Origin of the sequence: Rhodococcus sp. 14-2496-1d, from assembly GCF_002259365.1 — a bacterium.
Taxonomy (GTDB): domain Bacteria; phylum Actinomycetota; class Actinomycetes; order Mycobacteriales; family Mycobacteriaceae; genus Rhodococcoides.
In genome coordinates, this window is record NZ_NPFV01000029.1 from 169,770 (window position 1) to 183,805 (window position 14,036).

A 14,036-nucleotide genomic window follows, 5' to 3' on the forward strand; every position below is an offset into this window, starting at 1 on the left:
CGTCGCTATTCGCCCTCGAGCTCGCCCTCGGTTTCCAGATACACCTTGCGCAACCCGTCGAGAACCTGCTTGTCCGGCTCGGCCCACATCTTCCGTTCGGCCGCTTCGAGCAGCCGCTCCGCGATACCGTGCAGCGCCCACGGATTGGACTGTTGCATGAACTTCTGGTTCTGCTCGTCGAGCACGTACGTCTCGGCCAGCTTCTCGTACATCCAGTCCTGCACCACGTCGGTCGTCGCGTCGTAGCCGAACAGATAGTCCACGGTCGCCGCCATCTCGAACGCGCCCTTGTACCCGTGCCTGCGCATCGCCTCGAGCCACCGCGGGTTCACCACCCGGGCGCGGAACACTCTCGCGGTCTCTTCCGAGAGCGTGCGCGTGCGAACCGATTCCGGCCGCGTGCTGTCACCGATGTACGCCTCGGGCGACTTCCCGGTCAACGCACGCACGGTTGCGACCATGCCTCCGTGGTACTGGAAGTAGTCGTCGGAATCGGCGATGTCGTGCTCACGCGTATCGGTGTTCTTGGCGGCAACGGCAATGCGCTTGTAGGCGGTGCGCATGTCGTCCGAGGCGGGAACGCCGTCGAGACCACGGCCGTACGCGAAGCCGCCCCAGGTGGTGTAGACCTGCGCCAGGTCGTCGTCGCTGCGCCAGGTCTTGCTGTCGATCAGCTGCAGCAACCCGGCACCGTACGTCCCCGGCTTCGATCCGAAAATGCGTGTGGTGGAACGCCTTTCGTCACCGTGCTCGGCGAGATCGGCCTGCGCATGCGCTCGAACGTAGTTCTGATCGGCCGGCTCGTCCAACGCGGCGACCATCCGAACCGCATCGTCGAGCAATGCGAGCACATGGGGAAATGCGTCACGGAAGAACCCGCTGATGCGGACCGTCACGTCGATGCGGGGTCGGCCGAGCTCGACGAGATCGATCACCTCGAGCCGAGTGACTCGGCGCGACGCCTCGTCCCACACCGGTGACACGCCCAACAGTGCGAAGACTTCGGCGATGTCGTCACCGGAGGTCCGCATGGCCGACGTGCCCCACACCGACAGCCCGACCGATTTCGGCCACTCGCCGTGGTCCTGGCGGTAGCGAGCGAGCAGTGACTCCGCCATCGCCTGACCGGTCTCCCACGCCAACCTCGACGGCACGGCCTTCGGATCGACGGAGTAGAAGTTGCGGCCGGTGGGCAGAACGTTGATCAGCCCGCGCAGCGGTGAACCGCTGGGCCCTGCCGCGATGAAACCGCCGTCGAGCGCGTGCAGTACCTGGGCGATCTCGCGTGAGGTCCCGCGCAGTCTCGGAACGACCTCGGCTGCGGCGAACTCGAGAATCTGTGCAACCACGCCGCCGTGCTCGCCCGCAACTCGCGCGGCCGCTGCGGGATCCCACTGAGTTGCCTGCATCGCCGCGACCAATCCGTGGGCGACGGCCTCGATACTGTCGACGCGGGTGCGATCCTCGTCTCCGTCCTCGCTCAGACCCAGCGCCTCGCGCAGACCTGGAACCGTCTGCTCCCCGCCCCACATCTGCCGAGCACGCAGCATGGCCAGAACCAACTCGACCTCGGCATCGCCGACGGGTTCCTGGCCGAGAATGTGCAGGCCGTCGCGGATCTGCACATCCTTGATCTCGCACAGCCAGCCGTCGACGTGCAACAGCATGTCGTCGAACACTTCCTCGTCGGGGCGCTCCTCCAGTCCGAGGTCCTTGTGCATCTGCGCCGCGGTCATCAGCGTCCAGATCTGCTGGCGGATGGCAGGCAGCTTGGCCGGATCGAGTGCCGAGATGTTCGCGTGCTCGTCGAGCAATTGCTCGAGCCGGGAGATGTCACCGTAGCTCTCCGCACGCGCCATCGGCGGAATCAGGTGATCGACGAGAGTGGCGTGCGCGCGACGCTTGGCCTGCGTGCCCTCCCCCGGATCGTTGACGAGGAACGGGTAGATCAACGGCAGGTCGCCCAACGCCGCATCGGTTCCGCAGGAGGCGGACATACCGAGTGTCTTGCCCGGCAGCCATTCCAGGTTGCCGTGCTTGCCCAGGTGGACCATGGCGTCCGCACCGAAGCCGCCGTCGGCCTCGGTGGCCGAGATCCACCGGTAGGCCGCCAGATAGTGATGGCTCGGCGGCAGGTCCGGGTCGTGATAGATCGCAACCGGCTTCTCGCCGAATCCCCGAGGTGGCTGCACCATGATCACCACGTTGCCGAATTGCATTGCTGCAATGACGATTTCACCGTTCGGATCGGCAGACCGATCGACGTAGAGATCGCCCGGCGCCGGGCCCCAGTGCTCGATCACGCCGTCGCGCAGATCTGCGGGAAGCTGCTCGAACCACCGGCCGTACTGCGCGGCCGAGATGCGAATGGGATTGCCCTCGAGCTGGGCGTCGGTGAGCCAGTTGGGATCCTGGCCGCCGCGGGCGATCAACGCGTGAATGAGTGCGTCACCGTCGCGAGCAGCCAGACCGGGCACCGAATCCGGGCCGTCGAGCGGTCCGAGGTCGTAGCCGGCGGCGCGCATGTCCGACATCAGCGCGATCGCGCTCGCCGGAGTGTCGAGACCGACGGCGTTGCCGATCCGCGCATGTTTGGTGGGATAGGCCGAGAACATCAGCGCGATGCGGCGGTCGGCAGCGGGAATATGCCGCAGCCGGGCGTGCCGCACCGCGATGCCCGCCACCCGAGCAGCACGCTCGTGGTCCGGAACATACGTGGTCAACCCGTCGTCGTCGATCTCCTTGAACGAGAACGGAACCGTGATGAGCCGGCCGTCGAACTCCGGGACGGCGACCTGCGTGGCCACGTCCAGCGGGGAGAGTCCGTCGTCGTTCTCGGACCACGTCGCGCGAGAACTCGTCAGACACAGTCCCTGGAGGATCGGGACGTCGAGGGCAGCGAGTTCGGCGACGTCCCAGGCCTCGTCGTCCCCGCCTGCCGACGCTCCGGCCGGTTTGGTGCCTCCCGCGGCGAGAACGGTGACGATCAGGGCATCCGCCGACTTCAGCGTGTCGAGCAGGTCGGCTTCCGCGGTGCGCAGCGACGCGCAGTAGATCGGGAGCGCGGTGGCACCGGCGTTCTCGACCGCGGTGGCGAGAGCGTCGATGTAGGTGGTGTTACCGGCAAGATGTTGGGCGCGGTAGTAGAGGATCGCCACCGTCGGACCGTCGGAACTCGCGGCGGAGTGGCGCTCGAGGTGACCCCACGTCGGGAGGTGTCGTGGTGCGTCGAAACCGTGCCCGGTCAGCAACACGGTGTCGGAGAGAAAGTTGTACAGCTGACGCAGGTTGTCGGACCCACCTTCGGCCAGATAGTTGTGCGCCTGCGCGGCGACGTTCGCGGGGACCGTCGAGATCTCCATCAGGTCGGCGTCGGGTGCCTGCTCGCCGCCGAGTACGACGACGGGCAGTCCGGTGGCGAGGACGGCGTCGATCCCCGACTCCCAGGATCGACGAGACCCCAGGATGCGCACGATGATCAGCTCTGCCGTCGCAGCCATCGCCGGTATGTCCTCGGCGAGAAGGCGAGAAGGGTTTCCCCAGGTGAAGTCGGCTCCACTGGCACGGGCACTGAGCAGATCGGTGTCCGATGTGGACAGCAGCAAGAACACGGGTAACGCCCTCCTCGGGGGTTTCGCGCCCCTGGAAATCGGTGTCTCGGTCTTCGACTCGTCGGCGAGAGGGTCTGACTCCTGCCCCGTCCCGAGGGACTGGATGGGGCGTCACAGTGGCGCGACCGTACCGGATTCTCGCCGGTTTCCTCTCGGCCTGAGCCGTGGACATCGAATGCTACCGGGGCGAGCATGGAATCGAGCCACCCGCTGCGCTTGTAGCCTGGTGACCATGAGTTCGCCAGAGAGGTCGGTGCCCGACGGCTGCCCCGGAGCGCTGACGACCCATCTGGCCGCGGACGGGCCGCTGGCACGAGTTCGGCTGCCGGGCGGAGTCGTGTCGCCGGGCCAGATGCAGGTGCTGGCGCAGGCCGCTGCAGAGCTGGGTGACGGCACATTGGAACTGACCTCGCGAGGCAACATCCAGGTGCGCGCGGTCTCGGATCCGGACGGCTTCGCGAGCAGGCTGGCCGACGCAGGATTGCTTCCGTCCTCGACGCACGAGAGGGTCCGCAACATACTCGCCTCTCCACTGTCGGGCCGGGTGGGCGGCCTCACCGATGTGCGTGCGCTGATCGGCGCGCTGGATGAAGGCCTGCGCGCACGAGCCGACCTGGCCGAACTGCCGGGGCGAACGCTCTTCGCGCTCGACGACGGCCGCGGCGATCTGTGCGGACTGGAACCGGACTTCGGTGCCTACGCCCAGCCCGACGGTTCGTTCGCTGTGCTGCTGGCCGGCCGGGACAGCGGCGTTCGCGTGGACCGCGACAAGGTCGTCTCGACGCTGCTGGACTGCGCCGGTGCCTTCGTGGAACTGCGGCAGTCCCAGTGGCGGGTGGCCGAACTGGATGACGGCCCGGCGCAGATCATCGACCGTCTCGGGCTCTCGGCCGGCCCCGCCCTGACGTTGCCCGCACCCGTGGAGGTGCCACCGATCGGATGGCTCGACCAGGACGACGGTCTGGTGGTGCTGGCCGCAGGCTTGGCCAACGGTGTTCTCGGGGCGCGGCTCGCCGAGTTCCTCGCCGCCATCGACCGTCCGTTGATCATGACGCCGTGGCGATCGCTGATCGTGTGCGACCTGGACGAGGAACCGGCCGAACAGGTCGTCCGCGTGCTCGCCCCGATGGGACTGATCTTCGACGCAGCATCTCCGTGGATTCGGGTGAGTGCGTGCACCGGATCGCCGGGGTGCGAGAAGTCGTTGGCCGACGTGCGAGCCGACCTCTCCGCGGCAGTCGATGCCCGGATGACGCCGCGCGACGAGCGGCAACACTGGTCCGGGTGCGAACGGCGTTGTGGACGGCCCAAGGGCGAGGTGACCGACGTCATCGCGACGGGAATCGGCTACCGCGTGTCCTGAGTGGGTGCCTTCACCCCAGGTGCGACCGGTTTTCTGCTGAGGGGTCCCTCTCCCCTATCGTGAAACGCATGCACGACTACGTCCGCGACGGCGCGGAGATCTATCGGCAATCGTTCGCGACGATCCGAGCCGAAGCAGATCTGTCTCGGTTCGCACCGGACGTGGCACAGGTCGTCGTGCGCATGATTCACGCGGTCGGAGAGATCGATCTGACCGAGACCATCGGCTACACCCCCGCGGTCGTGACCTCCGCTCGCGCGGCACTGAACTCCGGCGCGCCGATTCTGTGCGACGCCAACATGGTTGCCGCCGGTATCACCCGTCGTCGTCTTCCGTCCGACAACGAGGTGCTGTGCACCCTGTCCGATTCGCGGGTGCCGGAGCTGGCGAAGCGGATGGGCACCACGAGAACCGCTGCGGCGCTGGAGTTGTGGGGCGACAAGCTCGACGGTGCCGTCGTCGCGATCGGCAATGCACCGACTGCGCTCTTCCACCTGATGGAGATGCTCGCGGCCGGAGCGCCGAAGCCGGCGGCCATCGTCGGCGGCCCGGTCGGATTCATCGGGGCGGCCGAGTCGAAGGAGGACCTGATCGCTGCGGACCTCGGCGTCGAGTATCTGGTCGTTCGAGGCAGACGGGGTGGCAGTCCGATCACCGTCGCGGCCGTCAATGCCATCGCGAGCGAGCAGGAATGACCACTACCGGAAAACTGTGGGGTGTCGGCGTCGGTCCCGGCGATCCGGAGTTGTTGACGGTCAAGGCCGCTCGTGTGATCGCCGAGGCCGATGTGGTCGCTTTCCACAGTGCGCAGCACGGTCGCAGCATCTCCCGCGGACTGGCGGCCGGGTACATGCGGGACGGGCAGCTCGAGGAACATCTGGTCTATCCGGTGACCACCGAGACCACGGCGCACCCCGGCGGATATCAGGGTGCGATCGACGAGTTCTACGAATCCGCTGCCGCACGGCTGGCGTCCCATCTGGATGCGGGACGCTCCGTAGTGCTTCTCGCCGAGGGCGATCCGCTGTTCTACAGCTCCTACATGCACATGCACAAACGGTTGGCCGACCGCTTCGAGGTCGAGGTCGTGCCCGGCGTGACGTCGGTCAGTGCGGCCTCGGCCGCGCTGGCAACTCCGCTCGTGGAGCGAGACGAAGTGTTCACCGTGCTTCCCGGCACACTGCCCGCAGACGAACTCACGCGCCGACTGCGCGGCACCGACGCGGCCGTGATCATGAAGCTGGGCCGGACCTACCCCACGGTGCTCGAGGCACTGGAGCGTTCCGGCCGGTTGGGTGAGGCGCGCTACGTCGAACGCGCCAGCACGCCCCAGCAGCGAGTACTCGACGCCACAGACGCCGACAACGTGCCCTACTTCTCGATGATCGTCGTGCCGAGCCCGTCCAACCGAGCCGAAACGCGCACCGGCACCGGAGAAGTGGTCGTCGTCGGCCTCGGTCCAGGCGACGACGCATGGACGACCGACGAGGTGCGCGCCGAACTGGCCGCCGCCAGCGATCTCGTGGGCTACGTCACCTACATCGATCGGGTACCTCCGAGACCCGGACAGGTTCGACACGCCAGTGACAACAAGGTCGAATCCGAACGCGCCGCCTTCGCACTCGATCTCGCCAAACAGGGTCGCCGAGTGGCCGTGGTCTCCTCCGGCGATCCGGGGGTGTTCGCGATGGCCACCGCCGTGATCGAAGTGGCAGCCGAGCAGCAGTGGAACTCGGTACCGGTACGGGTGGTGCCCGGAATGACGGCCGCCAACGCCGTCGCCAGTCGAGTGGGCGCACCGCTCGGCCACGACTATGCCGTCGTCTCCCTCTCCGACCGCCTCAAGCCCTGGGACGTCGTCGCAGCACGGCTCTCGGCGGTAGCCGGAGCCGACATGGCGATCGCAATCTACAACCCGGCCTCGAAATCACGAACGTGGCAGGTTGCGGCGATGAAAGACATTCTGCTCGAGCACCGTTCGTCGCAGACCCCCGTGGTCATCGGACGCGCAGTGGGCAGCGCGCAGGAATCCGTTCGCACCGTCACGCTCGGCGAACTCGACCCGGAGTCGATCGACATGCGGTGCCTGCTCATCATCGGATCGTCGATGACGACGGTGGTCGAGACGGGAAGCGGACCGAAAGTGTTCACCTCCCGCCGGTACCCGTCAGAGGGTGGAGCGTAGTCGATTCGTCAGCCAGTCCACGGCGGCCGCGATGTCGAACACCGTCGGCGCCGAGCCGGTGCGCGCAGGACGGTCGACCACGATCACCGGAATCGATGCCGCTCGGGCAGCATCGAGCTTGGCTCGCGTCATGTCGCCGCCGCTGTTCTTGGTGATCAACAGGTCGATTCGGTTGTCCGCGAGCATCATCGCCTCGTGGTCGACGTCGAAGGGACCACGGTTCAGGTGCAGCGTCATGTGCGGCGGGACCGGGCCGGTCGGAGGGTCGATCGCTCGGACCAGAAACCACGAGTGATCGACACTCGCGAAATGATGAACACCCTGCCTGCCGGTCGTGAGGAACACCCTGCTTCCGGGGGTTATCGCCGACGCCGCGTCGGGCAGTGAGGCGACCGAGGTCCATCGATCACCCTCTCCCGCGGTCCACGGTGGCCGCGTCAGTACCAGCAGCGCGACCGACGCTTCCCGCGTGGCCTGCTCGGCGTGTGCACCGATGGTGGAGGCGAACGGATGTGTCGCGTCCACCACCACGTCGATTGCGTTGTCTCGCAGCCACACTGCAAGGGCGTCCGGACCACCGAAGCCACCGATTCGCATCCGTCCGACGGGCAGAATCGGCTCGGCAACCCGTCCGGCCAACGAGGTGATCGTCTCGATCCCCTGCACCGCGCCCAGAGCGACCGCGAGTGCCCGCGACTCCGTCGTACCACCGAGAATCAGGACTCTCACCGTTCGGTCGCAGTCCATTGTTTTGTCGCACACCATTGCGTGACCGGCAGCTGCGGTCTCCACGTCGTGAACGCGCCCAACGGTTCACCGCGATAGATCTGGAACCTGCGGAGCTCTCCGCCGTACTTCGCCGCCGCGGTCAGCAACAACGAATCCGATTCTGCGGTCACCGAATTGGCGACCAGTCGTCCGCCGGCGCGCACCGCGTTCCAGCACGTCTCGAGCATGTCGGCCCCGGTCAACCCGCCACCGATGAACACCGCATCCGGTACCGAATACGAGTCGAAGACCGCAGCGAAGCTCCCCGGGGCATCGCCGTGCACCACGAGCCCCGGAACTCCCAGGCGCAGTGCATTGGTCTCGATCTGCTCACGGCGTGCCTGCGAGCTCTCGAACGTCACTGCGCGACAGGATCGGTCGGTCCGCATCCATTCGATGGCAATGGTTCCCGAGCCGCCTCCGATGTCCCACAGCAACTCTCCGGGTGCCGGCGCCAACGCGCTGAGAGTGAGTGCTCGAACCTCCTGCTTGGTCATCTGGCCGTCTCCGGTGTACGCAGAGTCGGCGAGGCCGGGATTGCGGGTGTGGCGGGGCGCGTCGGGATCTCGGACACACAGCAGTGCAACGACATTGAGTGGGTCGACGCCCTCGAACGTCGACTCTCGGGCGATTCCGCCGACGACCCGCTCGGCCGGTCCGCCGAGCTGCTCGAGGACGGTCAGTTCACTCGATCCGAAGCCGTTGGCGCACAACACAGCCGCGATCTCGCCCGGCGTACTGCTGCCCCTGCTCAACACCAGTATCCGACGACCGTCGGCCAACTCGGGCAACACCGTCTCGGCCGGGGTGTTCACCAGGGACACCGTCGAGGTGTCCTGTAGTGCCCAGCCCAGTCGCGCGCATGCCAGTGACACCGAGGACGGTGCCGGGTGGACCCGTACGCGATCGGCACCGAACTCCCGCACCAGCGTGACCCCGATGCCATGGAACATCGGATCCCCGCTGGCCAGCACGCAGACGCGAGCACCTGCGCAGGCGTCGAGCATCGGCCGTAGATTCGGCACCAACGGACTGGGCCACGTCCTGGTCTCGGTGCAGTGCTCTCGCACCTCCGCAATCTGGCGGGCCGAGCCGAACACCACATCGGCGTGCTCGATCGCCGTGCGGGAACCGACAGACAGTCCGTCCCAGCCATCCGCACCGATTCCGACGACCACGATCGGGTTGGGCACCGGTGCCACCATCAGCGCGGCATCCTGCGCCAGAGCCATTGCGGCAGTAGACGCATGCCGAAGAACACCGGTCGCAGAGTGCCGGGGATCCACACGGTGGCCCGACGCTTGCCCAGCGCGGTGACCACGCCGTCGGCGACCTGATCCGGTGTACTCGACATGGGCGCGGGTGTCATCCCCTCGGTCATGGAACCGATGACGAATCCCGGACGAACGAGTAGGAGATGGACCCCGCTGCCGTGCAGGGAATCGCTCAGTCCGCCGGCGAACCCGTCGAGACCGGCCTTGGCCGACCCGTACACGTAGTTGGCGCGCCGCACTCGAACTCCCGCCACCGACGAGAACACGACCAGGTCGCCGCTCCCCTGCGCTCGGAGCAACTTCGCCACATGCGTCAGCACCGAAACCTGCGCCAGGAAGTCGGTGGTGATGACGTCGAGAGCGTGCTGAGCGTCGTTCTCGGCGCGCGCTTGATCCCCGAGGATGCCGAACGCCAACACCACGATCCCGATCGGACCGTATCGCTCGGCAATCCGGCTCACGAGCTCGGCGTGGGTGTCCATCGCGTTCGCGTCGAACTCGACGGTGTGAACGGCGTCCGCGCCTGCCTGCTGCACTCGTCGTTGCTGGGCATCGAGGTCGCTGCTGCGCCGAGCTGCCAGTACGACGGTTCGGCCGGAGGCGAGTCGGGTAGCGACCTCCAGTCCGATCTCGCTGCGCCCACCCAACAGCAACAGCGTTCCGGCCGCGGGTTCTGCTCGTCTGCTCACGCCGACCAGTCTTGCCGATGAAATCGCATTCACTACAGTCGGGGCATGGCCGCCATTCCCGCAGACGCGACTGCCCTCGCCGACGACGCATTCGAGTTCCTTGCCGAGCGGCATCTGGCCACTCTGACGACACTGCGACCCGACGGAACCCCGCACGTGGTCGCCGTCGGGTTCACCTACGATGCCGAATCCCGCTGCGCTCGGGTCATCACCAACGACGTATCGCAGAAGGCGATCAACGCCGGCCGTGGCGCCTACGCCGCCGTCACCCAGATCGACGGCGCCCGCTGGTTGACGTTGGAGGGCCCCGCGTCGGTCCGAAACGATCGTGAATCGGTCGTCGATGCGGAGAACCGCTATGCGCAGCGCTACCGCGTACCCAGGGAGAACCCCACCCGAGTCGTCATCGAGATACAGGTCCAGCGGGTACTGGGTAGCCGTTCGCTGCTCGACCGGTAGCGGGCCGTCCCGTCGGCTTTCACCGCCAGGGAAGCACGGTCAGGTTCGGCCATTCGGTCGTCCACCGGGCAGCCTTGGCCTCGTACACGTGCCGCATCGGCAACCGCGGGTTCGGCCGCACGATTCCCGCGAAGAGATCCTCGAATCCGTGCGGTGCGTACACGACGTCCGTACCGCCCTGGTCGGTGGTGATGCCGAAGCAGCACGTCGTGGAGACGAAGTGATCGATCGCATCCTCGGTGCTTCGGTACGGTGCGATCGCAGTGCCGAAATGCTGCTCGTACCACAGGTGTACCCGCGCCTCGTTGCGTACTTCGACGTCCACACCGAGGTCGGCGAACACCGATGCCGCGCGCTCGATCACCTCGTTCTCCGATTCGTAGGACAGATCGGAGTCGTCGAAGTAGAAGAAGTCGTAGTCCCGGATACCCGCACGAAGGTCCCTACCGGCCAGGTGGTTCCAGACCGTCTGGAACAGGCCACCCGCCGTCAGGTACCACCCGGGAAGCTTCAGTTCTGGTGCACGTCGAAGTATCTCGGCGACAGCAGGATTGGATCGAACGATCGAGACGAACTCGGGCTCGCCTCGATTCGTCACGCCGGCAGGACGGCCAGGCCGTGCGGCCGCAGGTTGACCGACTCGCACCCGTCCGCGGTGACGACGACGATGTCCTCGATGCGCGCACCCCACTGTCCGCGGAAGTAGATTCCCGGCTCGATGCTGAACGCCATTCCTTCGGTCAGCGTGATGTCGTTGCCGGCAACGATGTACGGCTCCTCGTGCACCGACAGGCCGATCCCGTGCCCGGTCCGGTGCAGGAACGCCTCGCCCAGACCGGCGTCGACCAGCACGTCGCGGGCTGCCGCATCGATGGACTGCGCCGTGACGCCGGGCACCACCGCATCGACAGCTGCCTGCTGGGCCCGCTCGAGTACCGCGTACTGCTCGGCGATCTCTGCCGAGGGCTCGCCGAGACTGTAGGTGCGGGTCGAGTCGGAGTTGTATCCCGGTGCAACGGGTCCCCCGATGTCGATCACCACGATGTCGCCTGCCTCGACGACTCGATCGGAGACCTCGTGGTGCGGGTCGGCACCGTGAGGCCCGGACCCGACGATGATGAATTCCGGTGCTGTGTGGCCTTCTTCGACGATCGCGGCCGCGATGTCCGAGGCGATCTCCGCTTCCGTGCGGCCTACTCGAAGCCACTCGCCCATCCGGGCGTGCACGCGGTCGATGGCGTACCCGGCGCGGCGCAACGCGTCGATCTCGGCCGCATCCTTGACCATTCGAAGTTCGCGAAGCACGTCGGTGGCCAGCACCGGGACCGTGCCGAAGACACCCGCCAACGGCACGAAATGCAGGGCAGGCATGGCGTCGGCGACGGCTGTTCTCGTTCCGCCGGGAACTGCCGCTGCCACCAGTGCGTACGGATCCACACCGTCGACCCAGTCGACGAGCGTCAGAGACAGCTCCTGCGCCGCGGAATCACCCAGTGCGGCGAGCTCGAGCCGCGGAACCACGACCGTCGGGGTGCTGCCGTCTGCCGGAACGACCAGAGCGATGAGACGCTCGAACGAGCTGGCCTTCGATCCGATCAGGTACTGCAGATCGGGACCCGGGGTGATCAACAGGGCATCCAAGCCTGCTTCCGACGTCAGGCGAGCCGCGCGGGCGAGTCTGGACGCGTAGACATCGCTGGAGAAACGTGAGGAACTGACCGAAGAATCGACACTCATACCTTCAGGCTAATGCCGTACGGCAAGATGAGCCCCATGACCGCCCCCGGAAAGTCTCCGTTGCTGCTCCTCGACGGTGCGAGCCTGTGGTTCAGGGCCTACTACGCACTGCCCGAGTCGATTACGGCCCCCGACGGGCGACCCGTCAATGCCGTTCGCGGCTTCCTCGACATGATCTCGGCGTTGATTGCGCGCACCGAACCCAGCCGACTCGCTGTGTGCCTCGATCTCGACTGGCGCCCACAGTTCCGCGTCGACCTCGTGCCGTCCTACAAGGCGCATCGTGTTGCCGACGCTGCCCCGGAGGTCGCCGAGAGCGAAGAAGTTCCGGAGACACTGACACCACAGGTGGACATGATCATGGATGTGCTCGCCGCATTGGGGATCGCGACCGCAGGCGCAGACGGTCTCGAAGCCGACGACGTGCTGGGAACCCTGGCAGCACGCGAGCGTCAGGACCCGGTGGTCGTGGTCAGCGGGGACAGGGATCTACTTCAGGTCGCCGCGGACGAACCGAACGAGGTGCGCGTTCTGTACGTGGGACGCGGTTTGGCCAAGGCCGAATTGTTCGATCCCGCACTGGTTTCCGAGCGCTACGGTGTTCCGCTTCATCGAGCGGGTGCGGCGTACGCGGAACTCGCCCTGCTGCGCGGCGATGCCTCGGACGGCCTGCCCGGTGTCAAAGGGATCGGTGAGAAGACGGCATCGACGTTGATGCTGAACTACGAATCCGTCGCTGCGTTGCGCGCTGCGGCCCTCGACCCAGCATCGGACATGGCCAAGGGCATCCGGGCGAAGCTGGCCAATGCGAGTGAGTACCTGGACGCCGCACTTCCCGTCGTCCGAGTTGTCACCGACGCCGATGTCGTCCTGTCGAAATCCGACGAGATTCCGGCCGAGCCCGCCGATCTCGACGCGCTGAACACACTCGCCGAAACCCTCGGTATCGAGAACGCCGTGGCCCGCCTCGTCGCTGCCATGGCGGCCACGGCCTCGACAGCCTGAACGGCCGACCGACGCGGGACTACTTGGGTAGGGAGACCTCGTAGTTGGCGTCGTCGTCGAGGAAGGTCAACGTCACCGTCTTGAACGCACCGTCGACCGTCAGGGTGCAATCGACACTGGTCTTTGCCTTGACCTCGATGTTCTGGGGGCAGGACACACCGGAGACGTCGGACGCCCCGTAGGACTCGGTGACGACCGTGCGAATGCCCTCCTCGGCCGCCGCGGTATCGAGGGTGGTCGTGCGGCCGAAGGCGAAGAACAACACCACAGCGATCACTGCGACCACGGCGACGACGGCACCCGCGATGATCAGAGGCTTCTTGGACTGTGATCCGGCCCGCCCTGGCCCCTGCTGATTCGGGTATTGCTGATTCGGATACGGCTGGTTGGGATTCCAGGGCTGCTGCGGCGGCTGTCCGTACTGCCCTTGTCCGTACTGCCCACCACCGAATTGCTGTGGTGCGTAGGGGTTCTGGTAGGCCGCATCGCCCGAAGCAGGCACGCCGGCACCGGGATAGGGCGCGCCGTACTGCTGACCGGCCGGATACTGACCGGCCGGATACTGACCGGTGGGGTTCTGGCCCTGGGGGTAGCCGCCCTGCGGATTCGTGCCCTGGGGGTAGCCACCCTGCGCGTTCGGGGCCTGGGGGTATTGACCCTGCGGGTAGCCGGCAGATGGGTACTGGCCCTGGGGATACTGCCCCTGCGGGTACTGGCCGCCGGGCTGCTGCGGGCTCTGCCCGTACGGCGTGGCCGGCGGCTGTCCGTACTGACCCCACGCCGACGGCGTCGGTTGATCGGCCGAGGGGCCGCCGGGTTGCGTCTCCGGCGTGTCGTTCGCGGCACCGTCCTGCTGATCGGGCTTGCGCGACCAGCTGTTGTCCGGATCGGTCGGACCGTATGGGCCGCTCATCTCGCCTCCACTGAAAATTCGGATTCGTCGGG

General features: G+C 66.7%; 12 protein-coding genes. 5 read left to right on the top strand and 7 right to left on the bottom strand.

Annotated elements, in window-relative coordinates; genetic code table 11:
* Nucleotides 1–5: 5 nt before the first annotated feature.
* On the bottom strand, nt 6–3,611 hold the full coding sequence (cobN, locus tag CH296_RS22165) for a cobaltochelatase subunit CobN (RefSeq protein WP_094685769.1): 3,606 nt from the start codon (nt 3,609–3,611) through the stop codon (nt 6–8).
* Between the two features lie 232 nt (nt 3,612–3,843).
* Between cobN and cobG the strand changes: the two genes are divergently transcribed.
* The 3 genes from cobG to cobJ all read left to right on the top strand — a co-directional run bounded on the left by cobG (nt 3,844) and on the right by cobJ (nt 7,159).
* Complete coding sequence (gene cobG, locus CH296_RS22170; RefSeq protein ID WP_094685934.1) at nt 3,844–4,974, top strand: precorrin-3B synthase; 1,131 nt, start codon at nt 3,844–3,846, stop codon at nt 4,972–4,974.
* Between the two features lie 68 nt (nt 4,975–5,042).
* The gene (locus CH296_RS22175) at nt 5,043–5,669 is read left to right on the top strand and encodes a precorrin-8X methylmutase (RefSeq protein ID WP_094685770.1); all 627 of its coding nucleotides are present in this window, start codon (nt 5,043–5,045) and stop codon (nt 5,667–5,669) included.
* Nucleotides 5,666–7,159, top strand: coding sequence for a precorrin-3B C(17)-methyltransferase (gene cobJ / locus CH296_RS22180; RefSeq protein WP_094629977.1), 1,494 nt, complete (start codon nt 5,666–5,668; stop codon nt 7,157–7,159). The genes CH296_RS22175 and cobJ overlap by 4 nt, the downstream gene beginning before the upstream one ends.
* Here cobJ and CH296_RS22185 read toward each other — a convergent pair.
* From CH296_RS22185 to CH296_RS22195, 3 genes are read right to left on the bottom strand one after another with little or no spacing between them, the layout of a single operon-like run.
* On the bottom strand, nt 7,142–7,906 hold the full coding sequence (locus CH296_RS22185) for a cobalt-precorrin-6A reductase (protein WP_094685771.1): 765 nt from the start codon (nt 7,904–7,906) through the stop codon (nt 7,142–7,144). The genes cobJ and CH296_RS22185 overlap by 18 nt on opposite strands.
* Nucleotides 7,885–9,159 (bottom strand): precorrin-6y C5,15-methyltransferase (decarboxylating) subunit CbiE, encoded by a 1,275-nt coding sequence (gene cbiE / locus CH296_RS22190; protein WP_256980540.1) that lies wholly within the window; start codon nt 9,157–9,159, stop codon nt 7,885–7,887. Before cbiE ends, CH296_RS22185 begins: the two co-directional genes overlap by 22 nt.
* Entirely contained in the window at nt 9,132–9,890 is a 759-nt protein-coding gene (locus tag CH296_RS22195; protein WP_256980541.1) for an SDR family NAD(P)-dependent oxidoreductase, read from the bottom strand. The genes cbiE and CH296_RS22195 overlap by 28 nt, the downstream gene beginning before the upstream one ends.
* A 45-nt stretch (nt 9,891–9,935) precedes the next feature.
* Between CH296_RS22195 and CH296_RS22200 the strand changes: the two genes are divergently transcribed.
* Complete coding sequence (locus CH296_RS22200) at nt 9,936–10,349, top strand: TIGR03618 family F420-dependent PPOX class oxidoreductase (RefSeq protein WP_045195190.1); 414 nt, start codon at nt 9,936–9,938, stop codon at nt 10,347–10,349.
* Nucleotides 10,350–10,368: 19 nt separating this feature from the next.
* On the opposite strand, the gene CH296_RS22205 is transcribed toward CH296_RS22200, so the two are convergent.
* Nucleotides 10,369–10,947, bottom strand: a complete 579-nt coding sequence (locus tag CH296_RS22205) for a nucleotidyltransferase family protein (protein WP_032398474.1) — start codon at nt 10,945–10,947, stop codon at nt 10,369–10,371.
* Complete coding sequence (locus CH296_RS22210; protein ID WP_045195192.1) at nt 10,944–12,086, bottom strand: Xaa-Pro peptidase family protein; 1,143 nt, start codon at nt 12,084–12,086, stop codon at nt 10,944–10,946. The genes CH296_RS22205 and CH296_RS22210 overlap by 4 nt, the downstream gene beginning before the upstream one ends.
* Before the next feature lie 27 nt (nt 12,087–12,113).
* Here CH296_RS22210 and CH296_RS22215 point away from each other — a divergent pair, with 27 nt between their 5' ends.
* Nucleotides 12,114–13,091 (top strand): 5'-3' exonuclease, encoded by a 978-nt coding sequence (locus CH296_RS22215; RefSeq protein WP_094685936.1) that lies wholly within the window; start codon nt 12,114–12,116, stop codon nt 13,089–13,091.
* A gap of 19 nt (nt 13,092–13,110) precedes the next feature.
* Here CH296_RS22215 and CH296_RS22220 read toward each other — a convergent pair whose 3' ends face one another.
* Nucleotides 13,111–14,004, bottom strand: a complete 894-nt coding sequence (locus CH296_RS22220) for a DUF4333 domain-containing protein (protein WP_094685773.1) — start codon at nt 14,002–14,004, stop codon at nt 13,111–13,113.
* Between the last annotated feature and the right edge of the window lie 32 nt (nt 14,005–14,036).

Coding starts and splice junctions, on each gene's coding strand:
- cobG (WP_094685934.1), top strand. CDS start 3,844: ATGAGTTCGCCAGAGAGGTCGGTGCCCGACGGCTGCCCCGGAGCGCTG.
- CH296_RS22175 (WP_094685770.1), top strand. CDS start 5,043: ATGCACGACTACGTCCGCGACGGCGCGGAGATCTATCGGCAATCGTTC.
- cobJ (WP_094629977.1), top strand. CDS start 5,666: ATGACCACTACCGGAAAACTGTGGGGTGTCGGCGTCGGTCCCGGCGAT.
- CH296_RS22185 (WP_094685771.1), bottom strand. CDS start 7,906: ATGGACTGCGACCGAACGGTGAGAGTCCTGATTCTCGGTGGTACGACG.
- cbiE (WP_256980540.1), bottom strand. CDS start 9,159: ATGGCTCTGGCGCAGGATGCCGCGCTGATGGTGGCACCGGTGCCCAAC.
- CH296_RS22200 (WP_045195190.1), top strand. CDS start 9,936: ATGGCCGCCATTCCCGCAGACGCGACTGCCCTCGCCGACGACGCATTC.
- CH296_RS22210 (WP_045195192.1), bottom strand. CDS start 12,086: ATGAGTGTCGATTCTTCGGTCAGTTCCTCACGTTTCTCCAGCGATGTC.
- CH296_RS22215 (WP_094685936.1), top strand. CDS start 12,114: ATGAGCCCCATGACCGCCCCCGGAAAGTCTCCGTTGCTGCTCCTCGAC.
- CH296_RS22220 (WP_094685773.1), bottom strand. CDS start 14,004: ATGAGCGGCCCATACGGTCCGACCGATCCGGACAACAGCTGGTCGCGC.